This is a genomic window from Archangium violaceum Cb vi76, assembly GCF_000733295.1.
In the GTDB taxonomy this organism is placed as follows: Bacteria; Myxococcota; Myxococcia; order Myxococcales; family Myxococcaceae; genus Archangium; species Archangium violaceum.
Genome location: NZ_JPMI01000323.1, coordinates 23,927 through 49,740, shown reverse-complemented (window position 1 = coordinate 49,740; position 25,814 = coordinate 23,927). Strand labels below are relative to the sequence as shown.

At 70.8% G+C, this 25,814-nt stretch carries 23 protein-coding genes; 12 read left to right on the top strand and 11 right to left on the bottom strand.

Translation table 11 applies throughout. The features are described from left to right. A partial coding sequence (locus Q664_RS43990) for a serine/threonine protein kinase (RefSeq protein WP_369406348.1) occupies nt 1-1,274 on the top strand: 1,274 nt, incomplete at its 5' end. 90 nt (nt 1,275-1,364) lie between these two features. Beyond that, the gene (locus Q664_RS43985) at nt 1,365-2,303 is read left to right on the top strand and encodes a DUF2381 family protein (RefSeq protein ID WP_043410846.1); all 939 of its coding nucleotides are present in this window, start codon (nt 1,365-1,367) and stop codon (nt 2,301-2,303) included. 38 nt (nt 2,304-2,341) lie between these two features. On the opposite strand, the gene Q664_RS43980 is transcribed toward Q664_RS43985, so the two are convergent. The 3 genes from Q664_RS43980 to Q664_RS43970 all read right to left on the bottom strand — a co-directional run bounded on the left by Q664_RS43980 (nt 2,342) and on the right by Q664_RS43970 (nt 4,394). After that, nucleotides 2,342-2,734, bottom strand: a complete 393-nt coding sequence (locus Q664_RS43980; protein WP_152622685.1) for a hypothetical protein — start codon at nt 2,732-2,734, stop codon at nt 2,342-2,344. A gap of 30 nt (nt 2,735-2,764) precedes the next feature. Then, nucleotides 2,765-3,034 (bottom strand): hypothetical protein, encoded by a 270-nt coding sequence (locus Q664_RS43975; protein ID WP_043410841.1) that lies wholly within the window; start codon nt 3,032-3,034, stop codon nt 2,765-2,767. Between the two features lie 241 nt (nt 3,035-3,275). Further along, nucleotides 3,276-4,394 carry a hypothetical protein gene (locus Q664_RS43970; protein WP_043410839.1) on the bottom strand — a complete coding sequence of 373 codons (1,119 nt, stop codon included), beginning with the start codon at nt 4,392-4,394 and terminating at the stop codon, nt 3,276-3,278. A 193-nt stretch (nt 4,395-4,587) separates the two neighbouring features. Between Q664_RS43970 and cutA the strand changes: the two genes are divergently transcribed. The 3 genes from cutA (at nt 4,588) to Q664_RS43955 (ending at nt 7,935) form a co-directional block, all read left to right on the top strand. Next, nucleotides 4,588-4,914: a divalent-cation tolerance protein CutA gene (cutA, locus tag Q664_RS43965; protein WP_043410837.1), complete on the top strand. Its 327-nt coding sequence runs from the start codon at nt 4,588-4,590 to the stop codon at nt 4,912-4,914. A gap of 118 nt (nt 4,915-5,032) precedes the next feature. After that, the gene (locus Q664_RS43960) at nt 5,033-5,770 is read left to right on the top strand and encodes a hypothetical protein (protein ID WP_152622683.1); all 738 of its coding nucleotides are present in this window, start codon (nt 5,033-5,035) and stop codon (nt 5,768-5,770) included. Nucleotides 5,771-5,931: 161 nt separating this feature from the next. After that, complete coding sequence (locus Q664_RS43955; protein WP_043410832.1) at nt 5,932-7,935, top strand: S9 family peptidase; 2,004 nt, start codon at nt 5,932-5,934, stop codon at nt 7,933-7,935. Nucleotides 7,936-7,945: 10 nt separating this feature from the next. Here Q664_RS43955 and Q664_RS43950 read toward each other — a convergent pair whose 3' ends face one another. After that, nucleotides 7,946-8,374, bottom strand: coding sequence for a GAF domain-containing protein (locus Q664_RS43950; protein WP_052519445.1), 429 nt, complete (start codon nt 8,372-8,374; stop codon nt 7,946-7,948). A 277-nt stretch (nt 8,375-8,651) separates the two neighbouring features. Here Q664_RS43950 and Q664_RS43945 point away from each other — a divergent pair, with 277 nt between their 5' ends. Continuing rightward, nucleotides 8,652-9,641 (top strand): TerC/Alx family metal homeostasis membrane protein, encoded by a 990-nt coding sequence (locus tag Q664_RS43945; RefSeq protein ID WP_063934868.1) that lies wholly within the window; start codon nt 8,652-8,654, stop codon nt 9,639-9,641. A gap of 155 nt (nt 9,642-9,796) precedes the next feature. Here Q664_RS43945 and Q664_RS43940 read toward each other — a convergent pair whose 3' ends face one another. The 6 genes from Q664_RS43940 to Q664_RS43915 form a co-directional block, all read right to left on the bottom strand. Then, the gene (locus tag Q664_RS43940; RefSeq protein WP_235217112.1) at nt 9,797-12,445 is read right to left on the bottom strand and encodes an ATP-dependent Clp protease ATP-binding subunit; all 2,649 of its coding nucleotides are present in this window, start codon (nt 12,443-12,445) and stop codon (nt 9,797-9,799) included. 199 nt (nt 12,446-12,644) lie between these two features. Next, nucleotides 12,645-14,213, bottom strand: a complete 1,569-nt coding sequence (locus tag Q664_RS43935; RefSeq protein WP_235217111.1) for a glycosyltransferase family 39 protein — start codon at nt 14,211-14,213, stop codon at nt 12,645-12,647. Nucleotides 14,214-14,388: 175 nt separating this feature from the next. Next, nucleotides 14,389-14,889, bottom strand: a complete 501-nt coding sequence (locus Q664_RS43930; protein ID WP_043410829.1) for a DUF6496 domain-containing protein — start codon at nt 14,887-14,889, stop codon at nt 14,389-14,391. Nucleotides 14,890-14,957: 68 nt separating this feature from the next. Beyond that, nucleotides 14,958-15,860, bottom strand: a complete 903-nt coding sequence (locus Q664_RS43925; RefSeq protein ID WP_235217110.1) for an ATP-binding protein — start codon at nt 15,858-15,860, stop codon at nt 14,958-14,960. Continuing rightward, nucleotides 15,841-16,218: a response regulator gene (locus Q664_RS43920; RefSeq protein WP_235217109.1), complete on the bottom strand. Its 378-nt coding sequence runs from the start codon at nt 16,216-16,218 to the stop codon at nt 15,841-15,843. The genes Q664_RS43925 and Q664_RS43920 overlap by 20 nt, the downstream gene beginning before the upstream one ends. A 168-nt stretch (nt 16,219-16,386) precedes the next feature. Beyond that, nucleotides 16,387-16,740: a hypothetical protein gene (locus Q664_RS43915; protein ID WP_043410824.1), complete on the bottom strand. Its 354-nt coding sequence runs from the start codon at nt 16,738-16,740 to the stop codon at nt 16,387-16,389. 262 nt (nt 16,741-17,002) lie between these two features. Between Q664_RS43915 and Q664_RS43910 the strand changes: the two genes are divergently transcribed. The 6 genes from Q664_RS43910 to Q664_RS43885 all read left to right on the top strand — a co-directional run bounded on the left by Q664_RS43910 (nt 17,003) and on the right by Q664_RS43885 (nt 23,735). Further along, the gene (locus Q664_RS43910; protein ID WP_043410822.1) at nt 17,003-17,434 is read left to right on the top strand and encodes a MerC domain-containing protein; all 432 of its coding nucleotides are present in this window, start codon (nt 17,003-17,005) and stop codon (nt 17,432-17,434) included. Nucleotides 17,435-17,575: 141 nt separating this feature from the next. Beyond that, the gene (locus tag Q664_RS43905) at nt 17,576-19,525 is read left to right on the top strand and encodes a permease (protein ID WP_043410820.1); all 1,950 of its coding nucleotides are present in this window, start codon (nt 17,576-17,578) and stop codon (nt 19,523-19,525) included. A gap of 305 nt (nt 19,526-19,830) precedes the next feature. Beyond that, entirely contained in the window at nt 19,831-20,280 is a 450-nt protein-coding gene (locus Q664_RS43900; protein ID WP_043410867.1) for a Fur family transcriptional regulator, read from the top strand. A 150-nt stretch (nt 20,281-20,430) separates the two neighbouring features. Next, nucleotides 20,431-20,907 (top strand): hypothetical protein, encoded by a 477-nt coding sequence (locus Q664_RS43895; protein WP_043410817.1) that lies wholly within the window; start codon nt 20,431-20,433, stop codon nt 20,905-20,907. Nucleotides 20,908-21,168: 261 nt separating this feature from the next. Continuing rightward, the gene (locus Q664_RS43890; protein WP_052519444.1) at nt 21,169-22,632 is read left to right on the top strand and encodes a hypothetical protein; all 1,464 of its coding nucleotides are present in this window, start codon (nt 21,169-21,171) and stop codon (nt 22,630-22,632) included. A gap of 188 nt (nt 22,633-22,820) precedes the next feature. Next, entirely contained in the window at nt 22,821-23,735 is a 915-nt protein-coding gene (locus Q664_RS43885) for a metallophosphoesterase (RefSeq protein ID WP_043410813.1), read from the top strand. Between the two features lie 16 nt (nt 23,736-23,751). Here Q664_RS43885 and Q664_RS53545 read toward each other — a convergent pair whose 3' ends face one another. Beyond that, the gene (locus tag Q664_RS53545; protein ID WP_052519443.1) at nt 23,752-25,689 is read right to left on the bottom strand and encodes a sensor histidine kinase; all 1,938 of its coding nucleotides are present in this window, start codon (nt 25,687-25,689) and stop codon (nt 23,752-23,754) included. Between the last annotated feature and the right edge of the window lie 125 nt (nt 25,690-25,814).

Below are 25,814 nucleotides of genomic sequence, written 5' to 3'. Positions count from 1 at the left end.
GTCGGGACGTGAAGGAGGCGAACATCCTGGTGCGCCAGAAGACGGGTGAAGCGGTGCTGGTGGACTTCGGAGTGGCCTGGCACCCGGCCTGCCCCACGCTGACGAAGGGCCTGTTTCCCCCGGGCACGCTGCCCTACCGGGCGCCGGAGGCGTGGGCCTATGGCCGCGCGCACGCGGGCGAGCCGGGCGCCCACTACCGGGCCGGGCGGGGAGATGACCTGTACGCGCTGGGGGTGGTGCTCTACCGCTCGCTCACGGGCCGCTTCCCCTTCCTGCCGGCGGAGCATGGAGGCGAGGACGTGGAGGCGGTGCTGCACCGGGAGCCGCTGCCACCGCACCTGGTCAACCCGCGGGTGCCGCGGGCGGTGGAGGCGGTGTGCCTGCGGCTGCTGGCCAAGACACCGGAAGCGCGCTACCCGGGCGCCGTGGAGTTGTGCGCGGCACTGGAGGAGCTGCGGGCCCGGACGGACGTGGACTGGACACAGGTGCCGCGCCCCGGGCCGCGGCCCCGGAGGAAACCGTGGAGGCGCGGGGGCCGGGTGGCGGCGGCGGTGGGGGTGGGGTTGGCCGTGGCGCTGGGGGCGTGGTGGCTCGGCTCCCGCCAGGAAGTGGCACCCGGAGGGCATGCGCCGGAACCTGTGCGGGCCGTGGCCGCGCCTCCCGCCGAGGCGCCCCGAAAGGACAGTGCCCCCATGACGCAGCAACCCCAGACGACACCCGGCTCCCTTCTAGAAACCGCTCCCAAGCGCCGCAAGGCCGCCGTGCGCACCGCGTGCCTGGGCCTCACGGGCGCGGCCCTCCAGGCCTGCATGGGTGCGCCGCAGCAGGTGCCACCCGAGCGCCCGGCGCCGCCGCCCCAGGCGTGTCCCGCCGGGGCCGTGGAGACCATGACGGCCACGCTCGGCCTGCACCTGGGGGAGATAAAGAGCGTGGACTGGAGCAGGGTGCGCGGCAGGCCCGTGCAGGTACACGAAGACACGCCGCTGTTCGTGGGCGGCGATTGGGAAACGAACAGGGATGCGTGGACGCTGAGGGGCGACAAGGTGGCATTGCCAGACCAGACCCGGCTCTCGGGGAGGCTTTACGTCCACGAGGGGCGGGTGTTCGGCCGCATCACCGAGGCGCGCACGCCCCTGGGTGTGGTGTACCCGGTGTGCCTCGAGTTGATGGATAGCAGTGACGACGTCGGCATGGAGCTGGAGCCCGGCAGCGGGCCGGGGAAGATGATGGTGGCTCCCGTCGCAGGGGTGCGGGTGGTGGACCGCTTCCCGTAGGGGCGTCCCGAAGGTGGGACGGACACGACCGGGCAGGAGGTGTGGTAGAGCCCCACTCCTCTGGTCTCGTCCTCATGAGGTGCCCACCCCATGCCCGTGCTCTCCTCCGCCACCCTGGTGCGGCTCGTGTTGCTTGCCGCTCCCATGAAAGCCTTCGCGCCCTCCGCACCGCCCGCCTGTGAAACGGGCACGCATCACCTGGCGTTGACCACGGACACACCCGGCGAGGCGCTCTCGGTGTGCATCCACCCGGGACTGCCCACCCACTTCTTCTTCGACGCGAAGCTGGCGCATGTGGAGTTGCCCGGACGGGAGCGCTTCCGGGTGATGGCGGACGAGACGGGGCTCGCCCTGGTGCCCACGGGCGTCTTCACGCAGGGGGAGCACGTGCCGGTGCGCGTCACCTTCCAGGAGGGCATGGACCCGGCGGGCGTGCGCTTCCTCCTCGTGGTGCATCCCTCCGAGGCCGCACGGTTGGTGCAGGTGACGCGTCAGCCGCGCCCGCTCGCGTCCTACCGGGAAGGCGAGCGGCAGGCGCGGGCACGAGCGCGGCAGTGCGAGGAGGACAAGGCGCGCCTGGAGGCGGAGTGCGGCGGGCAGCGGGGCCTGCTGGGCCTGCACGCCCAGGGGCTCCTCGGAGAGGGAGGCATCGTCAGCAAGGACATCGCGAAGAATGTCATCTCGCGTCCGGGCAATACGCTCGAATCCATGAGGGCGCGCGGTTACCGCGCGGACACCCCACGCATGGAGGGGAGACAAAAGGTGGTGCGGCTGGCCGTGGAGCAGCGGTTGCGCAACCTCGGGAGCACTCCCTGGACGCCCGCCGGAGCGGTGCTGGTGGGCGCCAAGGGGGAGGAGTGGAAGGTGCTGGGATGGGGGCCGCTGGAGCCTGTTGTTCCAGGGAAGGAAGGCAGACTCATGGTGGAGGTGGAGATGACGGAGGAGGCGGCGCGCGGCACCTTCACCCTGAAGCTGTGGCGCGAGGACGGCGGCACGGCGGAGTTCTTCGACGGCATCACGTTCCCGTAGCCAGCGCCCAACTCAGCACCCACTCAAGCGCACGGTCCTCAGAGGATGTCGTCGGGCAGGTAGACGCGGTGGTCTGCGGGCAGTTGGCCCGAGCCCGCCAGCTTCAGGTACTCCTCGGTGCTGCGCACGGTGGCAATCACCTCGGGCACTCCCTTGCGCGTCACCACCACCGCGCCGATGGTGCCCGGTTCCGCATGGAAGATGGCCCAGAACGCCGCCCGCTCCTCGGGCGTCGGCTCCGCACGGATGCGCTGGACGATCATCATGACCAATCCGGCGGGCCCCATCGCAATCAACGCCAGACCGGGCCAGTTGATGGGGCCTGAAAGCTCCTGGCGGATGCTCAGGTCGAGCCAGCGAGCCGAGACGACCCCCAAGGTCACGATCCATACCCCCAACCCAATCAACCAGAGAGGGATGGGTTTCTTCACGGCAGTCTTCCTCACATGCGCACCCTCCTCTCAACGTCCACCGCTCGATGGACCCTCCAGATGATTGCGAACGCCCCGCTCCACCTGCTCACCGGTCAACGCGTCCACGAGAAAGTACCCACCGAAGCCGATGATGAACCCCACGGCATTTCCCAGCAGGGGAACTTCCGAGCCCCCGATGGCTCCCACGGTCCCCGCGGCGACAGCGGAACCGAGGCCGCCAGAGACGAAGGCGCGTGTCCCTGTCGCGACGTAGTCCGTGCGACTGTGCTCCTCATCGTCGAGTGCGAGCGAGGTCATCGTGAAGACCGGTGCAGCCAGTGCGCCTCCCGCGAAGCCACCGACTGCACGGCCCGCCCCTGTCGCCAGTCGGACACCCGCCCCCTGACCGACGAGTTTGCGCGATACAGCACTGCCCGCGTTCGCCATGACGAGATTCTGGGTAGCACCACCCACCAGACCAGACGCCCCTCCCGCGGCGCCAGCCTTCAAGACTGGCGGGACTGGGTCCGCCAGGGGTTCATAAAAAAGGTAACCGGCTTCACACACCATGGAAACCACGGCGCCCCCCCGCCGAGCCACGCCCGCCCGTGATACCCGCGGCCACGGCGTTCCCGCGCACCCCGCCCCCATGGCGCGCCACCAGGAGCAACTCCGGGAAGACCCAGCGCTCGATTTGCGCGGGCGTCATGTGCGGGTTGGCGGTGGCCACCTGCCGCCGGAAGCGCTCCAGTTGGACCAGATGGGGACTGGTGAGGCCATTGCCCTGCACCCGGCTGGCCAGCTTCTCCCTCACCGCCGAGAGCGCGGCCTCCGCCTGCCGGCGCACCTCGGGGCGAGTCGCCGTGCCAAGGCGCGTGTTCTCCAGGTTCTGATAGGCCCGGTACACCGTGCCGCCAATGCGCACCGGCTCCATCTCCAGCAGCTTGTCCGCCACCTCCCGGTAGGCCTGCCTGCGGTAGGTGGCCGGGTCGCGCAGCACGGCCCGGAACGGCTCCACATGGTCCTCGTTCACCAGCAGGTGGCCATTGCGCAGCATCAGCGCCCGGCCCTCGGCCGCCGGCAGTTGCGGGTACAAGGCCGCGCGCGCCCTCTCCCAGGTACCAGGCCGCAGGCCGACAATGTCCCGCAGCCCGCTCAGGTACGTCTCGAACGGGTCCGCGCGCGTGTCCGCCGCGCGCACGCTCGTCTTCACCGAACCCAGGCGGCCCCGGGGGTCGCGCAGATCGAAGATGGGATGGTTGTAGCGCACGGCATTGAGGTCCTGCTGGGAAAGCATCCCCGCGTGCCGGGCCGAGAGCTCGCCGAGGCCGCCGCGCCAGTCGCCGCGCGAGAGCGCGCTGGTGCCCGGATTGGAGGAGAAGGGGCCCGGGGCATGCCGCTCGAAGGCGGGCAGCGGATGAAGGCTGGCGAGGTAACCCGAGAGCGCCGAGGCAGGCACCGTGGGGATGGAGTCGTTCCACAGCCACTGCTCGAGCTGGGCCCGGGTGAGCACGTCGCCAGAGGAGTCCTGGCGCTTGCCGGGTGAGACCTTGACGACGGCCAACGCCGCCCCGTGGGGCACGAGCTGGAAGGACTCGCCGGAAATGGGCAGGGGCGGACCCTTGCCGGGCCGCCCCGAGGACTTCGGGCCCGGGCCCTTCTTCGACGGCGTCGTCATGAGCGCGCCTCCAGCATGACCCTCCTTCCCGTGGAGGCCTCCGCCTGAGCATACCCGGGCGGCACGGGCCGGGCTTCCCACCCACCCCAGTGGTAGACGTCTACCACTGAAGGAGCACCTTTCAACACGCCCACACACCCGGGTGGTAGACGTCTACCACCCGAGCCCGCCAGCTCCAGGTATGAGTGCACCCATGACCGATGCCATCCTCGTCATGGTGACCGCGCCCACGGCCGACAAGGCGGCGGAGCTCGCCCGCGCCCTGGTGGAAGAGGGCCTGGCGGCCTGCGGCAACGTGGTGCCCGGCCTGCGCTCCATCTACCGGTGGGAGGGCAAGGTGCACGATGAGCCGGAGGCGCTGCTCATCCTCAAGACGCGCGCCTCGCACTTCGAGGCCCTGCGCGAGCGCGTGGTGCGACTGCACCCCTACCAGTGCCCGGAGGTGCTGCGGCTGGACGTGCCGGAGGGCCACGCGCCGTACCTCCAGTGGATTCGCGACAACGTGCGCCCCACGCCCTGAGGGCACGAAGCTCACCCCGTGCACACCGTGTATCCCGGGTTGCACAGGCCCCGAGGTGCGCGGGCCCCGCCCCGCTCGGGGTGGGATGACGGCCCCGCTGTTGCACGATGCCACGGACATGAATGACGTCCTGTCCGCACCCTCCCGGATTCCCCTGCTGTTGCTCCTCCTGCTCGCCCCTGGCGTGGGCCTCGCCGCCCCGGAGTCCGCCCTCGAGCCCCTGGCGCGGCACTCCGCCCATTCCGAGCCACTCTCCGAGCCACGCATGGCCTCCTCCGGCCTGCCCGGCACGGACGCGCGTGCGCCCCTGCGGCTGCGCGAGGACGACTGGGCCCAGGCCGAGAAGGAGGACCCCCGCCCTCACCGCGCCCTGCGCATCCTGGTGGAGACGGGAGCCAGCCTGCTGACGGGCACCGGAGGTGGGTTCCTCGGCCTTCTGGCCGGTGGTGGTCTGTGCGAGGCGGGGCTCGTCGGTAACAGGAGCGGCTTCCTCGGCTGCTTGGATTCGGCCGCCATCGGGCTGATCCTGGGCGCGGGCCTCGGCGTCACCACGGGAGTCTGGTGGGGCGGCGAAGTGGCCGGTGGAGACGGAAAGCTGCTCGGTGCCCTGGCGGGAATGGGCTCGGGCATCGTGCTGGGCCTGGTCGCGGGGCTGGCGGCCGGGAGGGGTGACCTCGGGCTCTACTTCACCCTCCCTGGCGCCGTGCTCGGCGCCATCGTGGGCTACGAGCTCTCACAGCGCTCCCCGGCGCCCGGCCCTCACTCCCCCGCCGTGGCCTCCGCGCGCCCCCGCCTCCAGCCCGTGCTGGCGTTCTCCTCGCGCGGCACGCTGGTGGGTCTGGGCGGAACTTTCTGACCCGGGCGGCCAGGCGAGGGAGGGGCGGGTGATCGACGCCGGGTGCGCGAAATGCGACACTTCCCCACGAAAACGGCTCCGCCCCCCCGGCACGGCACGTCGTGCCAGGGTGGTAGAAACAGGGCCGCTCTCCTCACGCAAACCCAAGGAAAGGCCTGCTCATGACGCTCGCAAGTCGGGAGGCTCCCTACGGCTCATGGAAGTCCCCCATCACCGCCGACATGATCGCCACCCAGACGTTGGCGCTGGGCGAGGTGGCCGTGGATGGCGATGACGTGTACTGGCTGGAGGTGCGCCCCAGCGAGCGGGGACGGCACGCCATCGTCCGGCGCTCGGTGGATGGAACGCTCACGGACGTGCTGCCACCGGCGGGAGAGGGCCGGGTGGCCTACAGCTCGCACAGCCTGGTGTACGGCCATGGCGGCGGCTCGTTCGCGGTGTCCGAGGGGCTGGTCATCTTCGTCAACCACGCGAGCACCGGGCTGCACGTGGATCAGCGGCTGTACCGGGTGAATCCGGGCCGCACGCCGGTGCCGCTGACGCAGGACACGGGCGGCAAGCACCGCTTCGGGGACCTGGTCATGGACCGGACGCGCAACCGGGTGGTGTGCGTGCGCGAGGACTGGCGCAACCTGAAGGACGGGCACCCGAAGGCCGCGCTGGTGGCGGTGGACCTGGACGGACAGAGGCAGACGGTGCTGGCGGAGGGGAGGGACTTCTACTCCTCGCCCACGCTGAGCCCCAATGGGCGGCGCATGGCGTGGCTGGCGTGGGACTACCCGTGCATGCCGTGGGATGGCTGCGAGCTGTGGGTGGCGGACATGGACGAGCTGGGCGTGCCGCACCACCCGAGGCTGGTGGCCGGCGGCACCACCGAGTCCATCTTCCAGCCCGAGTGGAGCCCGCAGGGCGAGCTGTACTTCGTGAGCGACCGGAACAACTGGTGGAACCTGTACCGGTTGCAGGGGCGCAGCGTGGTGCCGGTGCTGGAGCGCGAGGCGGAGTTCGGCACGGCGCAGTGGCAGTTGGGCATGTCCACGTATGCCTTCATCTCGCCGCGGCACGTGGTGTGTGCCTTCAACGAGCAGGGCCAGTGGAAGCTGGGGCGGCTGGACGTGGTGCTGGGCCAGTTCGCGGAGATGGCCACGCCGTTCACGGACGTGTCGCAGGTGCGTGGAGGTCTTGCCACGGCGTACTTCGTGGGCGGAGGGCCGGAGCAGCCGGCGAGCGTGGTGCGGCTGGACATGGAGTCGGGCAAGCCGCAGGTGCTCAAGACGCCCACGCGGGTGCCCGAGGAGCTGGTGCCGTACCTGTCGCGCTGCGAGCCGCTGCACTTCCCCACCACGGAGCTGGGCGAGGCCCACGCCTGGTACTACCCGCCCACGAACCCGGAGCACACGGCGCCAGCGGGCGAGAAGCCGCCGCTGCTCATCATGAACCACGGAGGCCCCACGGCCTCGGCGTCGACGACGCTGGACTGGACCATCCAGTACTTCACCAGCCGGGGCTTCGCGGTGGTGGACGTGAACTACCGGGGCAGCACGGGCTACGGGCGCGAGTACCGGCTGTCGCTGTATGGCAACTGGGGCGTGATGGACGTGGATGACTGCGCCAACGCCGCGCTGCGGCTGGTGCAGGAGGGCAAGGTGGACGCGCGGCGGCTGGTGGCGCGAGGCGGCGGCACGGGTGGGTACACCACGCTGTCGCTGCTGGCCTTCCGGGACATCCTGCGCTGCGGCACGAGCGTCAGCGCCGTGAACAACCTGGAGTCGCTGGTGGAGCACGCGGAGAAGTTCGAGGCGCACTACATGGACCAGGTGTTGGGGCCGCAGCCGGAGTCGAGGCAGCTCTTGCAGGACCGCTCGCCGAGCCTGCACCTGGACAACATCAAGCGAAGCCCGGTGCTCTTCATCCAGGCGAGGCTGGATGGGCAGACGTCGCAGCGGGAGACGGAGGAGATGATGCGCAAGCTGCGCGCCAACGGGGTGGCGACGGCGATGCTGCCCGTGGACGGCGAGCCGCACGGCCCGCGCATCACCACCGACACGAAGAAGGCGCTGGAGGCCGAGCTGGCCTTCTACTCGCAGGTGATGGGGCTGAAGCTGGCGGAGACGCTGGAGCCGGTGGCGCTCGAGCCGGCGCTGCCCGAGGCTCCACGCCGCTAACAAGCGGGTGTCACGGGCCGCCGGGTGGAAGTTCGGCCACGGCGGCCATCAGGGCGCGCGTCATCTCGGCGGGGAGGTCTCCCTCGTGGAGGAAGGCGATGCCCACCACGGCGCGCACCTCCCCGGCCGCGTCGAGCACCGGCAGGGCCACCGAGGCGCGCACGGGCACCCTGCGGGCCCCGGGCTGGACGCGGCCACTCTCGTCCGTCTGGAGGTTGCAGGTCTGCACCGGCTCACGGGTGGACAGGGCGAGCCCCGCCATCCCCTTGCCACGAGGCACCGTGCGCACGGCGTCCACCACCGGCGGCGGGATGTTCAGCGCGGCCACCAGCTCCAGCACCTCGCCCCGCCGCACGTGGATGGTGCCGGCCATGGCGCCCCGAGCGGCCGCGAAGGACTCCAACCAGGACTGGTACGGCGGCGTTGCGACTCCATCCATGCGGTGCTCCGGGTCGAGCCCCTGTGCGGGGGGAGGATTGTCGTGGCGCGGAAGCTGGCGGTGGGCATGAAAGCGGCGGCGGGACTGTAGAGAGGGCGGACGGGCAGGCGCCATGCTCGTCGCACGGTGTGCGGCCTCCACGCGCCGCAAGCGCACACGGGATGACGAAACGGCAGCCCCCCTGGTTGTTGATGGGACCCTGCATTGTCAGCTTCCCCACACGGCCCCGTGCGGGTGGCCGGGAGGTGTGCATGGCTCATCCATCGGAGGCCTCCCGATGAATCCGGATCGCATCTCCCCCTGGGAGTGGGGCGTCTTCGGGGTCATCGTGGTGGCGATGATCCTCGTCGACCTGCTGGCCCACCGGTCGAAGCGGGGGGAGACGAAGAAGGCGGCCTATCTCTGGAGTGCCGTGTGGATCGCCGTGGGCCTGGCCTTCGGCCTGTTCGTCTGGGCGAGGCACGGAAGCAACAACGCCCAGGAGTACCTGGGGGCCTACCTCATCGAGAAGAGCCTCAGCCTGGACAACCTGTTCGTCTTCCTCGTCATCTTCGCCAGCCTGAGCGTGCCGGAGAACAAACAACGCCGGGTGCTCTTCTGGGGCATCTTCGGCGCCCTGGTGTTCCGCGGCCTGTTCATCTTCCTGGGCCTGGAGGCCATCACCCGCTGGCACTGGGTGGTCTACATCTTCGGCGCCATCCTGCTCGTCGCGGCCTGGCGCGTGGCGCGCCGCCATCCCTCCGAGGAGTCCACGGGCAACAACACGGTGGTGTCCTGGCTGGAGAAGCGCATGCCCGTGACCTCGGAGTACGAGGGCAAGCAGTTCTTCAAGCACGTGGACGGCAGGTGGCAGGCCACTCCCCTCCTCATCGCGCTGATCGCCATCGAGCTGTCGGACGTGGCCTTCGCCATCGACTCGGTGCCCGCGGCGCTGTCCGTGAGTCACAACCTGTTCGTCGTCTACACGTCCAATGTCTTCGCCATTCTCGGACTGCGCGCGCTGTACATCGCGCTGGCCAAGACGGTGCACGAGCTGCGCTACCTGCATTGGGGACTGGCGGCGGTGCTCGCCTTCGCCGGATTGAAGATGATCCTGTCCGAGTGGGTCCATGTGGCCCCGCTGGTGTCGGTGGCCATCATCGTGACGTGTCTTGGTATCTCGGTGGGGCTGAGCGTGCGCGCGCGCAAGCGAGAGGCCACGCGGAGAGCCGTACTGACGAGGGATGAGCAGCCTCGCGGTGGACCGCGGGAAGAGGTCCACGCCTGAGCATCCCTCCCCTCGCCCTCCGGGAGAGGGTCAGGGTGAGGGTATCGGGGTCCTCGGGTTGAACCCGTGTGGATGCGAACCCGGGTCCACGAGATACCCTCACCCCGTCCCTCTCCCGAGGGGAGAGGGGAGATTGTGAGCGCTCTTTAGACAGTTCAATGCACCGGCGCTTCCTTCCCGGCGCCACGTCCCTCGACACCGAAGGTGAACCGTCCGTCCACGAAGTCCACGACCACCCGGTCCCCTTCGTGCACGGTCCCTCGCAGCAGCATCCGGCTGAGCTCCGTCTCCAAGTCGCGCTGGATGACCCGCCGCAGCGGCCGGGCACCGAACTTCGGGTCGAACCCGCGCCGTGCCAGCTCGTCCTTCGCCGCGTCCCGCACCTCCAACAGGATGTTCTGCCCGTGCAACTTCCGCCGGGTGGACGCCAACATCGAATCCACGATGCGGTTGAGCTGCTCCCGATCGAGCGCGTGGAAGACGATGATCTCATCGATGCGGTTGAGGAACTCCGGCCGGAAGTGCTGGCGCAGCGCGTCCATCACCACCGAGGCCACGCGCTCGTCCTCTCCGTTCACGCTGCCCTCCAGGGGCCGCTGGAATCCCAGCGCTCCCTTGCGCAACCCCAACTGCTCGGCCCCGAGGTTGGACGTCATGATGATGACGGTGTTCTTGAAGTCCACCGTGCGCCCCTTCGAGTCCGTGAGCCGCCCGTCGTCCAATATCTGCAACAGCAAGTTGAACACATCCGGGTGGGCCTTCTCGATTTCATCGAAGAGGAGCACCGAGTACGGCCGCCGCCGCACGGACTCGGTGAGGCGGCCGGCCTCCTCGTAGCCCACGTAGCCCGGAGGCGCACCGACGAGCCGGCTCACCGTGTGCCGCTCCATGTACTCGGACATGTCGAAGCGCAGCATCGCGCTCTCGTCGTTGAAGAGGTAGTCGGCGAGCGCGCGCGCCGTCTCCGTCTTCCCCACCCCCGTGGGCCCCAGGAAGATGAACGAGCCGATGGGCCGCCCTGGATCCTTCAGCCCCGCCCGCGCCCGGCGCACCGCCTCGGAGATGGCGCGCAACGCCTCCTCCTGGCCCACCACCCGCTGGCGCAACGACTGCTCCATCTCCAGCAGCCGCTGCGACTCCTCCTGCTGCAGCTTCTTCGCCGGAATCCCCGTCCACTCACTCACCACCGTGGCGATCGCCTCCGTCGCGACGATGGGCTCGGCCAGACCCCGGGCCTGCTGCCACTGCGTGCGCAGCCCGTCCACCTCCGCGCGCAGCGCCTCGAGCTCCCCCTTCAGCCGCGAGGCCTCCTCGTAGCGCTCGCCCGCCACCGCGGCCTCCTTGTCCTTCTCCTTCTGCGCCAACCGCTCCTCCAGCACCTTCATCCGGCCTGGCTCCGTGTGCGCCCCCAGCCGCACCATCGCCGCCGCCTCGTCGAGCAGATCGATCGCCTTGTCCGGCAGGAAGCGGTCGCTGATGTACTTGTCGGAGAGCTCCACCGCGGCGGTGAGCGCGGCGTCGGTGATCTTCACCCGGTGGTGGGCCTCGTACGAGTCACGCAGCCCCCGGAGGATGTCCATCGCCTGCTCGGGGGTGGGCTCGGCCACCATCACCGGCTGGAAGCGGCGCTCCAGGGCGGCGTCCTTCTCGATGTGCTTGCGGTGCTCGTCCAGCGTGGTGGCGCCCAGACACTGGAGCTCGCCCCGCGCCAGCGACGGCTTGAGCATGTTGGCCGCGTCCATCGAGCCCTCGCCCGCGCCGGCCCCGACGATGGTGTGCACCTCGTCGATGAACAGGATGACCCTGCCCTTGAGGCCGCGGATCTCCTCCATCAATCCCTTGAAGCGCTCCTCGAACTCACCGCGGAACTTCGAGCCGCCGATGACGCTCGCCAGGTCCAGCGAGAGCACCTTCTTGTCCTTGAGCACATCGGGCACGTCGCCCGAGATGATCCGCTGGGCCAGGCCCTCGGCGATGGCCGTCTTGCCCACGCCCGGCTCGCCGATGAGCACCGGGTTGTTCTTCGTCTTGCGGCTGAGGATGCGGATGCAGCGGGCGATTTCCCTCTCACGGCCGATGATGGGATCCAACTCGCCCGCCTTCGCCAGCGCGGTGAGGTCGCGCGTGAAGCGGGTGAGATTCGGTGGAAGCGATTCCGTCCCCCGCCCGCTTCCGGAGGTGGCCGGCACCGCGGGCGCCTTCAGCAACTGCCGCAGCTCGTCCGCGTCGATGTCGGAGAGGAACTGGGCGGCGAAGCTCTCCCCCTCGGCCATGATGGCCAGCAGCAGGTGCTCGGGACCGATGAAGGTATGCCCCATCTGCGCCGCCTGGAGCCGGGCGAGCTGCAGCACGCGCTTCATCCCCGAGGACAGCCCCACCCCCTCGGCCCGGCGGGGTGGCCGCCGCTCCATCACATGCTCCAGCCGGGCCTCGTACTCGGCCACGTCCGTCCCCTCCATCTCCAACGCCACGCGGATGTCCGGCACCTTATGGATGAGCGCCAGCAACAAGTGCTCGATGCGGATGCGCTCGTTGCCCCACTCCAGCGTCAGCCGCGCCGCGTGCTCCAACACCTGCTGCGCCAGCTCCGAGAGCTGGGACAGGATGTTCTCCCGCCTCGCGCGAGGACCCATCATCTGCGCCATCAGGCTCTCCAGCGAGCCGAAGGGCATGGACCCCGGCGCCATGTTCATGGCGCTCGCGCAGTGGTTGCAGAGGCTCAGGGAACCCTCCCGGCCCTCGTCCGACTGCTGCTTGAAGAACACCACCGCGGGTCTCGCCCGGCAGTTCTCACACAGCATCATCCGCCTCCTGCGTGCGTCTTCCAGGCAAGCTAGGGACGCGGCCGGGGAGAACCCATCGTTCAGCGGAACATGGGGGGGCAGGCGGACGAGCCCCTCCCCGCTCGTTCACGCCCCCGGGGGCGATGCATGCCCTGCCTTCACGAATGAAGCTGGTGAGGGGGGACGGCGGGTCCACCCCGAGAAACGCCCCGCCAGGCGCTCAGGGCCCGCCGTCCCGTGCGGTGCCTCGCAAGAGGCCCAGCCGCTCTCGCAACAGGGCCTCGCGCGGGTACCAGCGCAACAATGACTCATACGCCCGCGCGGCCTCACCCGTCCGGCCCAGCCGCTCCAGGGCGAGGCCCAGGTTGTACCCCGCCTCGAGGTAGTCCGGCTCGAGCTCCACCGCGTGCCGCCATGCCTCCACCGCGGCCGCGTCATTTCCCAACCGGGCGTGACGGCCGCCCACCGCGTAGTGCAGCTCGGCCTCGAAGTCGACGGCGTCCACCGCCAGCCGCACCGGCCACACGGACACCAGCAGCACGGCCAGGGCCACCCCTCCAGGCACCCCTCGCGCGGAGGCTCGCGACACCAGCGCATGCAGCCCCAGCGCCGCGAGCACGCACAGCGCCGGGGCGAGGGGTGCGCGGTAGCGGCCGGAGACGAAGAAGAGCACGGACGGAGCGGCGAGCATCAACGCGGCCCCCACCACGGTGAGCGCCGCGCGCATGTCCTCCTTCGCCCGCCACTGGCGCCAGAGCGCCACGGCCCCCGCCGCCGCGAGCGGCCACAGCAGCGCGTAGGGCAACGCGACGCCCCCGGGCCGCGCGGTGAGCGCCCACAGCACGGGCGACTGCGCGCGGACGACGTAGAGGTCCTCGTTGCGAGGCAGCTCGCGCCCCACCAGCAGCAACCGCGTCTTCCACAGCAGGTTGCCCACGCACTCGCGCGGGTGCGAGCGGCACCAGTCCAGCGCCTTCCGGCGGAACCACGCGTCCTGCGCGGCCGGCGAGTGGAAGCCGTAGCGCGAGGGCTCGTTGACGAGCGTCTCCCAGGCGGCACCGGGGCGGATGGCCATGGCCCCGTCCACGTCCGCGTTGTTGCCCAGCCACAGGTTGATGCCGCCATTGGCGGAGATGAGCACCCACTCGCCCGAGCGCACGCGGTTGGCGGCCGTGGCGCACGACACCACGGCGGCACAGGCCACCCCGCACAGCACGGCGCGCAGCGGACGTCCCCGAGAGAGCGCCCAGGCCAACGGCAACACCAGCGGCAACAGTGGCGCCACCGCGAGCGCCCCCAGGCCGATGCACGCCCCGCACAGCAGCGCGGTGCCCGGGCGGGGAGAGTCGCGCACGGCCAGCCACAGCGCCGCGGTGCCCAGGAAGGTGCCCAGGGAAGTGGCCAGCAATTCCCCGTCATAGAAGACGAGTGGCCCGTGCAGCGCCACGAGCAGGCCCGCGCTCCACCCCACCACGTCGCGGCCGGAGAGCCGCCGGGCCACGCCACAGGCGAGCGCGGCGGTGAAGGCGCCGAGCAGGGCCTGGAAGAGACGCGGCCACCACAGGCTGTGTCCCCCCAACCCGTAGAGGCCACCCAACACCAGCGGGTAGAGCGGCGGCTGCCAGAAGGGCCCCGGGTCGAAACCCTCGCCCCGCGCCAGCCGCATGCCCAGGTAGTCGTAGTAGTCCGCGTCGATCAACGGCGCGTCGAAGGCGGGGCCGTGCGCGGTGAGCAGGTACGCCAGACGCACCCCGAGCGCCACGGCGAGGACGAGCGCCCAGGCCGGCACCGGGGCCCTCGGCGCCTCCAGGCGTGCGCCCGGAACGGGAGACTCGGGTGGTGCGGGAGGCGTCGTGCGTCGCGGAGAGCGGGCCGATGGGGGGGGGCGAGCGCCACGAAAGCAGAACCAGCGCTCCGGGAAAAGGAGGGCCGGCCCGTGGGCTCACCCGCCGAGGCGCACGCGACTACTTCTTCGTGCGAGAGGAGGTGCGGCGCCGGGACGTGGAAGCGCCCCGGCGGGCGGTGCCACGGCCCGAGGCCGTCTTCGCACGGCCAGTGCGGCCCGCGGCGGCGCGGCCCCCCGTCTTCTTGGCTCCCCGGGTGGTGGTGCGCTTGCGCGCCGGGGTGCTCTCGCGGGCGGTGGTGCGCTTGCGCCCGGTGGTGGAGCGGCGGGTGCTCTTCTTGTCGCTCAGCTCGCCCTCCTCCTGGCCGAGACGGTGCGCGCTCCGGGCGCTCCGCCGTGTCTTGCGCGAGGCCTGGCCGGGAGCCGGAGGCTTCAGGTCCACTCCGGCCCGGCGTGCCTTGGAGAGGCCGATGGCGATGGCCTGCTCGCGGGACTCGGACCCGTGCCGGCCCTCCTTCATGTGGTGCATCTCCTCGCGGACGAACTCACTGGCCTGCGTGGTGGGCTTCTTGCCCGTGCGCTTCGCCTGACGCGCGCGCTGGAGCGTCTGTTTCTCCGGCATCGGATGTCCTTTCGTGTAGGCCCCGAGCAGGAAAGTGGGGATGACAGGCGGGGTTGACAAGTGGCGGCTCAATGACGCCGCCGCTCGAGCTCCCGCGCGAGATCCTCCTCCAGGTGCCGCAACATCGCATCGGCGTCGAAGGACTCGTCGCCCTCGCGCCACACCAGCAGCGGATCCATGCTGCCCAGGCGCTGGGTGAGGGAGCGGATGCGGTGCACCGCCCGCTCCATGGCGGCGATGGTGGGCTCGCTCCCGGGGCTGCGCTGGCGCAGCAGGGCGATGCTCAGCTCCAGCGTCTGCAACGGGGTGTTGGTGGCGTCGCGCACCGCGATGAAGAGCCGGGCCAGCCGCTCCAGGGCCTCGGCCTCCGCGCGCACCTCCCGCAGCTTCAGCTCGATGTTCTGGCTGCGCACCCGGTAGGCCAGGATGGCCAGCGCCACGCCGCCGTAGACGAGGGTGACCCAGGGCTCCCACGGAGAGCGCACCCCCGGGTGGCCGCCGAGCCCCAGCGCGAACCAGAGCACCGCCGCCTCCAGGGCGAAGGAGGCGATCAACCCCCCTCCCAGCCACAGGCCCGTGGGAGCGAGCACGCCCATGGCCAGCATCACCAGCCGATGGCCCGTCATGGGCACCCAGATGAGCCCCGAGCCGGCCATGAAATACTCGGCCAGGGCGAAGATGGGCAGGAAGGGCACCGTCGCCGCCGCGAAACCACCGTGAATCAACCGCGGGGTGAGGCGGCTCCGGCGCGCGAACAGGACGCCCAGCACCCCCAGCACCCAGAGCACATGCAGCAGGCGCAGGACCGGCAGCAGGAGGGCGCCGAGGAACACCCGGTAGTCGATGAAGATGTAGGCCAGCTCCGTCAGGGCGACCAGGAGGTTGCCGAAGAAGACGCCGCGCCAGCCCCGGCGCAGCATTTCCTCCTCCACCACGCCCAGCGCGCCCGGCCTAGGCCGTTCCGGACCCATGGGAACCGCCCCTCACCAGCGCCAGGAGGACCTTCGACTCGATGGGCTTGGGGACCACCTGGACGTTCGTCAGCTCCAGGGCCTCGCGCACCAGCGGATGGGAGCGGGCGTGGCCGGTGAGGAAGACGGTCCGTCCGGTGAAGCCATTCTCCTTCAACCAGCGGTACGCATCCAGCCCGCTGGGCACCCCGGCCCCGAGGTTGATGTCCAGCAGGGCCAGCCCGCACCCGAGCGCCTCGACACGCTTGTGCTTGACCTCCTCCAGCGAGCCGGCGCGTACACACTCCTCGGCCCCGGACAGCGAAAGCAGCTCGCAGAGGATGGTCCGCAAGTCCGCATCGTCCTCGAGTACGAGCACCCGTAACACGTCCCACCCTTCCCGCTGGCTGGGGCCAGGAGCGTGCGACGCCCCGGGCCCTCCTCTCGAGCCGGACGCTAGGACATGCGGCGCTTTTAGGACAGGCCCCAGGGCCTCCCCAGGCGGGCCCCGGGGCGGCGATGGGGCCGCCCCCCGGGAAGGGACGGCTCAGGCCACCACGCGCAGGGGGCCGTGGTCGTCGCAGTGGGTGCCGTGCGGGTGGTGCAGGTGGCCGCCCACCAGGTAGTCCACGTGGTCGCCGTGCGGCACCGCCTCGTGGCCGCACTGGGCTCCGTGCTGGTGGTCCTTCGCGTGGTCGGCGCAGGCGTGCTTCGGCGTGCACTGCGCGGGGTTCGCCGCGGTCGCCTCGATGCGGCACTCGTTGTACTGCTGGCCGTCCTCGCGGTGCAGGTGGCCCTCGTGCAGGTAGTCCACGTGGTCACCGTGCTGCACGGCCTTGTGGCCGCAGCCGCTGGAGTGCTGGTGCTCGTGCGAGGCGTGGTGGTGGGTACCGTGGCTCATGGTCGTTCTTCCCTTCAGGTGATGTGACGTTCCTGGTCCCCCCCAAGCGGGCCGGACCAGGAGTGAAGCTACCCACACCCTCACGGGACGAACATCTTCCACGCAGCGCGGCGTGCGCTTTTCCGCTCGGGAATGCGGACCTCCCCACGAATCCCGGGAGAAGATTTCCTGTTTTGCTTTTGTAACCCGGATACACATCCACCTGGGATGCTTCAGATGCCTGGTTGCCGGGCTCACGAGCTCTCATCTAAGAACCGGCCCCATGACGCGCGAGACGCTGGCACGAGTGGATGAGGGAGCCTTCCGGGCCGGACGCTGGGATGCGTGGGGCCAGGCGCTGTCGGTGCTGTGCATGGCCCACTGCGTGCTGCTGCCGCTGGCGCTGGGCGCGCTGCCCGCGGTGCTGAGCCAGTCGCTGGAGGAAGCCCCCATCCACCTCGGCGTGCTGGCGCTGGCGGCCGTCATCGGCGTGGCCAGCTTCGTGCCGGGCTTCCGCCAACACCGGGACTGGCGCGTGCTCGCCCTGGGCGCCGCGGGACTGGTGCTGCTGGGGCTCGCCCAGACGGTGCTCCCCGAGGGCGTGGCCGAGACGGTGATGACGCTGGTGGGAGGCACCGTCCTGGTGGTGGCGCACGGGCTCAACCGCCGCCGCTGTCGGGACTGCTGCCCGGTGCCGCTCGCCCGGAGCCACTGAGCCCGTCCCCGGCCCTGGCGGCCTGCCCAGTGCCCGCCCTGGGGGCCGCGGCTTCAGGGGGACGCCCATTGCCACCGTGTTGCAGATACAACGAAACACGGATAATCTCCCGGCTCTGTCCCGGATCACGAGGAATCCCCGATGACGCTTCCCCTGAGTCTGGCGGCGTGGGTGCTGGCTCCGCTGGTGGAGTGGTGTGTGAGGGGAAGGAGAACGGCCAGCGCGGCGCTGGAGGGGCTCGTCTTCGTGGCGCTGGGCGGCATGGTGCTGGTGCACATCCTCCCGCACGGGCTGGCGCTGGCGGGGATGGGAGCGCTGGGGGCGGCGGGGGTGGGACTGGGCCTGGCGCTGACGCTGGGGCGGCGGCTGCCCGCGACGGGCGGGCCGGTGCTGGCGGTGGTGGGGCTGGCGGCGCACGCGGCGCTGGAGGGACGAGCCCTGTCCCTGCACGGCAGCGGGAGTGGAGCGCTCGCCATGCTCGCGGTGGTGCTGCACCGGTTGCCGCTGGGACTGGGCCTGTGGTGGCTCGTCCGTCCGGTGGTGGGCTCGCTGGGGGCCAGCGCGTTGCTGGTGGCCGTGGCGCTCGTCGGAGGCGCGGGCCTGGGCTGGGGTGGGTGGGTGCTGGAACCGGGCCCGCTCCAGGTGGCCGCCCTCGTCCAGGCCTTCACCGCGGGCGCCTTCCTCCCGGCCCTCTTCCGGGGACGCGTGGGCGGCGCCGAGGGGCCCGGGCAGCGGCTCGCCGCGGGGCTGGGGGCCGTCACGGCCGTGGCGCTGCTGGTGCTCGTCTCACATGCGCACCCGGTGCTGGGCGCGCAGCCCGGGGAGCTCGGCGCGGGCACCACCTTCCTCCACCTGTCCCTGGAGACGGCGCCCGCGCTGCTGGCCGCCTATGTCCTCACCGGTGTCCTCCAGGCCTTCCTCGGCGAGGCCTCGCTGGCCTGGCTCAAGCGCGGCTCCTCGCTGTCACAGTCCCTGCGCGGCACCGTGGTGGGCCTGCCCCTGGCGCTGTGCTCCTGCGGGGTGTTGCCCGTGTACCGCGGCCTCATCCGCAAGGGCGTCCCCATCGCCGCCGCGCTGTCCTTCCTGGTGGCCGCGCCGGAAATCGGCGTGGGCGCCTTCCTCGTCTCGATGCCACTCATTGGCTGGCCCCTCACCCTGGCCCGCCTGGGAGGGGCCTTCGTCGTGGCCGTGCTCTCCGGCCTCCTCGTGAGCCGGCTGATTCCGGCCTCCCAGTCCACCGCCATGGCCGCTCCGGCGCCGGGCCCCACCCCGCCCTTGCGCGAGCGGCTGGCCCACGGGCTGCGCGAGGGGCTCGTCGAGTCGGTGGACCACACGGCGCCCTGGATTCTCGTGGGCGTGGGCATGGCGGCCCTGGTGGAGCCGCTGCTGGCGGCCGAGTGGCTCTCGCGCCTGCCGCCGGGCCTGGACGTGCCCCTCTTCGCGCTGCTGGGCGTGCCCAGCTTCGTGTGCGCCTCGGGGGCCACGCCGCTGGTGGCGGTGCTGCTGCACAAGGGCTTGTCTCCGGGCGCCGCGCTCGCCTTCCTCCTCACCGGCCCGGCCACCAACGTCACCACCTTCGCGGTGATGTCCCGGTTGCATGGGCGCAAGGTGACCCTCGCCTTCGGCGCGGTGGTGGCCGGCACCTCCATCGTCCTGGGCCTGGCCCTCAACGCGCTCGTCCCGGCGCGGACGGGCCTCGCCCACCTCCCGCGGCACGCGGAGCACGAGGGGCCGCTGGAGTGGGCGAGCCTGGTGCTGCTGGGAGCGCTCTTCCTCGCCTCGCTGCTGCGGCAGGGCCCGCGCGGCTTCCTCACGCAGTTGCTGCCCGGCGCGGACCACGGCGAGGGCGCCGTGCCCACCGGGGACAAGCTCTCGGGGCTGCACGTGCACGGGCCCGCGTGCGGCCATAACTCCGGGCACGCGCCTCCCGCTCCCGGGGCCCGCCCATCCCTCGTACTGACGCCCCGGGCCCACGTCCACGGTCCTGGCTGCACGCACGGGCACGCGCCCGTCCCCCTCCTCGTGCTTCCCCGGGCCCATGTCCACGGGCCCGCGTGTGAGGACGGGAAGGCCTGCTCCCACGGCTCCTGACGCACGGGCTCCTCGCCCCGCCCCCGCGCCTGGCGGGACTCCGGTGCTCAGCCTGGCCGCCATCCTCATCCCGGGCGTCCAGCGCAACCGTTTTTCACCTACAATTCCATTGCACCATCACTCCTGGTCGCTATGGATTCTCCCGTACGTCCTGGGGACGGGTGGTTCGCCGCGGTGTGCCACAACCGCCCGGATGTCCTCCCACGGGCCGGAACGGCCGCCGCTGCGTTGAAAATGCACGAGTCGCCACCGCATGCGTAGCAAGTGGGATGCAACTTTCGAGAAGTTGAGTTATGCGGAGGAAGATGGCTGCCAGGAAGAACGCAACCCAGCCGAAGCTGACCGACTACCAGGACCGCTTGCGCTCCGCGGGACTGCGCAGCACTTCACCGCGAGTGGCCGTGCTGCGCGAGTTGGAGTCCGCCACCTCCCCGCTGAGCCACGCCGACCTGGTGGATGCACTGGGAGAAGAGGGCTACGACCGCGTCACCATCTACCGCAACCTCACCGACCTCACCGAGGCCGGACTGGTGGTGCGGGCGGACCTGGGAGACCACGTCTGGCGCTTCGAGCTCAAGCGCGAGGAGAAGTCCCACCAGGGCACGCACCCGCACTTCACGTGCACCGACTGCGGCACCGTGGCCTGCCTGCCCTCCGAGTCCGTCCGCCTCACCTCCACCAAGGGAGCGCCCAAATCCGTGGCCGCCCGCTCGGTGGACATCCAGCTGCGCGGCCTGTGTGACCGGTGCGGCTAGGCACCCCCGTCCCGCCGTGACAGCTTCCGCCTTCCCGCCTGCCTGCCCTCCGGACGGCATTGCGCGGGCCGGAATAGCGCCGGGTTGGCGCGCACCCCTCGGGATACCACCGTTTGGCGGCAGGTATCCCACACACATGGAGGGGTCATCATGAAGAAGCTTCTGACCGCACTGGTTCTCACGCTGAGCACGGCCGCCCTGGCGCAGACGGACACCACCCAGGCCCAGGAGCAGCACCAGAAGAACGACACCACCCGCGTCAAGACGGGCCTGGACGCCACCGAGGTCGGTCCTGCCATCGAGGACAAGGCGAAGGAAGCGGCCGCCGCGGTGGGGCTCGACACGAACGAGGACGGCACCTTCAAGACGGACAAGGCCTTCTCCGTCACGGGCACCCTCAAGGGCGAGGCGGGGGAGGAGATCACCCTCGCTCGCCAGGGCCTGCCCGACGCGGACCTGGACGTGCGTGACCAGACGAAGGTGATGCTGGACGGCAAGAAGGTCGCGGTGAAGGACATTCCCGAGGGCGCCCAGGTGCGCGCGAAGTTCCAGCTCGAGGGCGAGGAGCCCGTCGCGGTGGAGCTCAAGGCCACGAGCCCCAAGGGTGCCAAGAAGAGCAACAAGTAGGGCAACGCCTGGGACACTCCCCAGGGAACAACCCAGGACACGCGCCGGGCCCGTTTCCCTCGCCGGGGAGCGGGCCCGGTCGTTTTCCGCCCCATCCCTGGCATGGCGGGGAACGCGAGGGGGAATCCGCTTCCCTCCGTGGCACCGCGCGAGGCACGCGCGTTCCCACCCGGCGCCTCACCCTCGCGGGTACGGCGCTTGCTCTACCCGGAGTGTTTCGAGACTCGTCTGGAGACGAGGCCCGAGGAGGCGGGAGAGGTCATGCGCAGACTGTTGGGGGCGTGGGCGGTGGGAGCGATGGTGGCGTGGGGTTGCGGCAACACGACGGAGGAGCCGCGCAACCCCGGAGTGGACGAGAACCCGGCGCAGAACGAGGAGCCGCCTCCGCAGGTCGGCCCGCGGCCTCCGGACACGGAACCTCCGGTCTCCGAGCAGCCGGTCCCCACGGACCCGGACCCCGTCGAGCCCGTTCCCACGGATCCGGACCCCGTGGACCCCGGTCCCACGGATCCGGTGGTGACGGCGGGGCCCTGGCCGGACGAGCCGGTGGTGAACTACTCGAGCCGCTACGGGCTCGGCACCGTGCGAGCGGTGGCGGTGGATGACGCGTACAACATCTGGCTGCTGGACGGAGACCGCATCGGCGTGCTGCGGCCCGGGGACACCTCGCCGCGGTGGACGAGCGGCGTGGGCCAGGCGGCGCCGGGCTTCGGGACGGACAAGCTGGCCCTCGGCTCCACCGTCATCTGCGGTGGCAGCGCGGGCCGCGCGTACGTGGGCTACCACACGTACGAGCTGGACAGCGCCTTCATCTACAGCCCGGATGGCAGCAACTTCCCCGCCTATGACGATCCGGACCCGACGCGCTTCGATCCGGTGCGCTACCAGGAGTACCAGAAGGGTGACCTGGACGTGGTGAAGCTACAGCCGGATGGCAGCGTGGCGCTGGAGACGCATCTGAGCCGCTCGGCGCGCAGCAACGGGCCGCAGGACGTCGGCATCCGCAACACGAACGACCACCACTTCGACGAGGACCGCTCGGTGCTCAGCTGCACCAAGGTGATGCGCGGCAAGCACCGCGGGCAGGTCTACATCGGCACCAACCACGGCGTGACGCGCATCCAGGGCACCGTCTACAACAGCCACCGGCACCCGGTGTGGTTCAAGCCCAAGCCGGACGGCAGCCTGTCGCAGATGGCCGGCTACACGTACGCGCTGGGCATCGCGCAGAACGGTGACGTGCTCATCGGCAATGAGTGGAGCCTCGGCGTGGTGACGCCCTCGGAGCTCCTGGCCGACTGGGACAAGACCAGCCAGACGCTCAACCCGGAGAAGCTCAACTCCTACCTCCAGGGGCTCAACAGCGAGCCGGAGATGGACCTCTGGCGCGGCATCCAGCAGACGACGGACGGGCTCTACTACGTGGCGAGCAAGGACTACGGACTGTGGAAGATGACCATCGCGCGCCGCTCCGAGGCCCATGGCACCAAACTCCCGGGGCTGCCCACCGATCGGCTCACCTCGCTGGCGGCCACGGATGATGGCTCGCTCTTCATCGGCACCGAGGGCTTCGGGCTGTGGCGGATGGACGGGCAGAAGGGCCTGTCGCACGTCGAGGGCGTGGACGGAACGGTGGTGAGGCAGTTGATGTACGACCCCACCGTGAAGCCGGCGATGCTCTACGTGCTCACCAACAAGGGGCTCACGGTCATCCGGGGCCACTGAGGCCCGCTCCATCACCGGGCCGCCGGGCGGGATGCCGGCGGCCCGGAATATTCGAAGAGCTCCCGGCCTTTACCTTCCGCCCGCTGACATCGGCTGGAGACCGGACAAGCGGACTCGGGGCCCGGCCTCGTCGTCCGTGGCCGGTGTCCTCTACAATCCGAGCCGTTCCCGCCGACGGAAGGAAATTCATGGCCTTGAGACTCGCCCGCCGCCGTTCCGCCACCCAGACCGCCAAGGCGGTCTCCGCCCACGAGCCCGGGCCGCACCGGAACCACATGAAGCGGAACGAGTTGAGGGCCATCGGACCGGATCCCCTGCGGCCGGACGCGCGGCTGCGGTGGCGCGACCACTTCACGCTGTCGGAGAACGTGCTGCACGTGCCGGGGATGCACCGGGAGCACGATGGGCTGCGCATCGCGCACCTGTCGGACATCCACGTGGGCCAGGCGACGTCGGCGGTGCGCATCCGCCGGGCGGTGGCCGAGGTGAACGCGCGCACGCCGGACCTGGTGTTCCTCACGGGCGACTACGTCACGCACAGCCCCAAGCCGCTGCCGCGCGTCATCGAGCTGCTGGCCGGCTTCTCCAGCCCGGTGTTCGTGGTGCTGGGCAACCATGACCACTGGGTGGACGCGCACTACCTGCGCACGGGCTTCGAGCGCCTGGGCTACACGGTGTTGCAGAACGAGCACCGGGTGGTGCCCATGCGCGGGGCGCCGTTGACGGTGCTGGGCATCGACGATGGGCGCACGCACCGCGACGACGTGGAGACGACGTTCCGGGGCGCGCCCGAGTCGGGCACGCGCCTGGTGCTCACGCACGCGCCGCCCACCGTCGACAAGCTGCCGCCCAACGGCAACCTGGTGCAGTTCTCCGGGCACACGCACGGCGGCCAGTTCGTGGTGCGCGGCCTCACCGAGGCCCTCTTCCGCCGCGCCGGCCAGCCCTACATCCAGGGCCACTACCACGTGCGCGGCAACCAGCTGTACGTGAACATGGGGCTGGGCTTCGGCTTCGGCGGGCCCTACCTGCGCCGGGGCACCTACCCCGAGGTGGCCTTCTTCACCCTGCGCCACGTCGAGACGAGCAGCGCCCAGGCCTGAGCCGCGGCCCGAAGCCTCAACCGGTGTGCGCCTCCTCCGGGAGGGCGCCGCCGTCGCCCCCGGCCAACGCTCGCGCGTCCCGGGGCAGCATCACCGTGAAGGTCGTTCCCTCTGCCTCCGTGGAGCGCACCGTCACCTGGCCGCCGTGGGCCTCGACGAGCTCGCGGACGATGAAGAGCCCCAGCCCCAGCCCGCTGCTCCGCCCGCTCCGGGCCGCTCCCACCTGGCGGAACGGGTCGAAGAGCGTGGCCAGCAGGTGCCCTGGAATGGGCTTGCCCGGGTTGGAGATCTCCAGCACCTGTTGCCCGGCCTCGTCCCGGCAGCGCACGAAGACGCGCCCCTCGCGCGCGCCGTGCTCCAGCGCGTTGCCCACCAGGTTGCTCACCACCTGGGCCAGCCGCTCCGGGTCCCAGATTCCCTCTCCCCCGCCCTCGGCCTCCACTCGGATGTCTCGCCCCGGGTGCGCCACCGTCAGCTCCTCCACCACCTGCCGGCACACCGCCGGCAGGCTCGTGGGCGCCAGGTGCAGGGGAATGCCCCCGGACAGCCGCGCCCGCGTCAGATCGAGGATGTCGGAGATCATGTTCCCCATGCGCGCCGCGCTCGTTTCAATCCGATGGGCCAGCTGCTGCAGGGCCTGGGAGAACTCCCCGCGCCGCCGCAACTGCCGCACCGACAGCATGATGGCGTTGAGCGGGTTGCGCAGGTCGTGCCCGAGAATCCCGATGAAGCGCTCGCGGAACTGCGCCTCCTCCTGCATCCGCTCCACCGCGCGCTTGCGCTCGGTGATGTCCATCATCGAGCCGATCATCCGCGCCGTACGCCCCTGGGCATCGCGGGCCACCAGCCCCCGGTCCAGCACGTGCACGTACGTGCCGTCCTTGCGCCGGAAGCGGTACTCGGCCAGCCACGACTCCCCGCCCGAGCCCAGCACGTGCTCGAGGCTGCGCATCACCAGCTCCCGGTCATCGGGGTGCAACTGCTGCTCCCACCAGGAGATGCCCCCCATCTCCTCGGGCGCGTAGCCGAACACCGTGCGGCAGGCCTCGCCCCAGTGGACGTGCTCGACGGAGGGGTTCCAATCCCAGAGCACGTCATGGGTGGCCCAGGAGACCAGCCGGTAGCGCTCCTCCGCCTCGCGCAACGCGGCCTGCGAGTACTCACGCTCGGTGCAGTCCATCACCACGCCCAGCATCCGCGTGGGCCGGCCATTCTCCCGGTACGTCTGCCCCACCAGCTCGTAGCAACGCAGGGTGCCGTCCGGCCAGGGCGCGCGGAACTGGAAGGTGTAGGGGCCCTCCGCGCACAGTCCCTGCAGGAAGGCCTCGGCCACCCGCGTCCACTCGCCGGGGAGCACCCGCTCCAGGAAGCTCTCCAGGGTGTCGCCCAGCCCTCCGGGCGGATGGCCGAAGAAGGCCTCCGCGTTGGGAGACCAGACGAGGGTGAGCCGGGCCTCCGACCACTCCCACGTCACCATCCGCGCCGTCTCCAGCGCCAGCCGCAGGTGGTCCTCCCGGGCCCGAGCGGCCCGCTCCTTGTGCAGCTCCTCGCGCAGCACATGCCGCTCCGCGAAGACCTCGGTGATGTCGGAGAGCCACAGCGAGAAGCCATCCCCTCGCCCCTGCACCCGGGCCCGGAACCAGCGCTCCGCCCCATCCAGGCGGCCGTGCACCTCGAAGGACAGCGGAGTGCCCGAGTCCACCACCCTGCGCAGGGCGCTCCGCTCCGGCAGGCCTCGCAGCACGCCCGCCCACGAGGACAACGAGGGGCCTGGAGACGGACCTGGAGACAGGCCTTTCACCAGTGCCACGGCGGCCGGATTGAGGGCCGTCGCCCGGAAGTCGAGCAACGCGCCCGCGTCGTCCCGCACGGACTGGAAGAGGATGCATGCATCCGGACACTCGGCATGTAGCTGCCACGCGAGCTCGGGCCCTGGAACCCAGGATGAAGTCATGAAATCCCCCCGCCTCACCTCCATCCGGGTCGAGCGCTGGGATGCCCGGAGGACGGTGCGAAAAGACAGTATGCCATGACCCTCCCGGTGTCGGCCATGACCTGGCGTTCTTTGTCCGGGAGGGG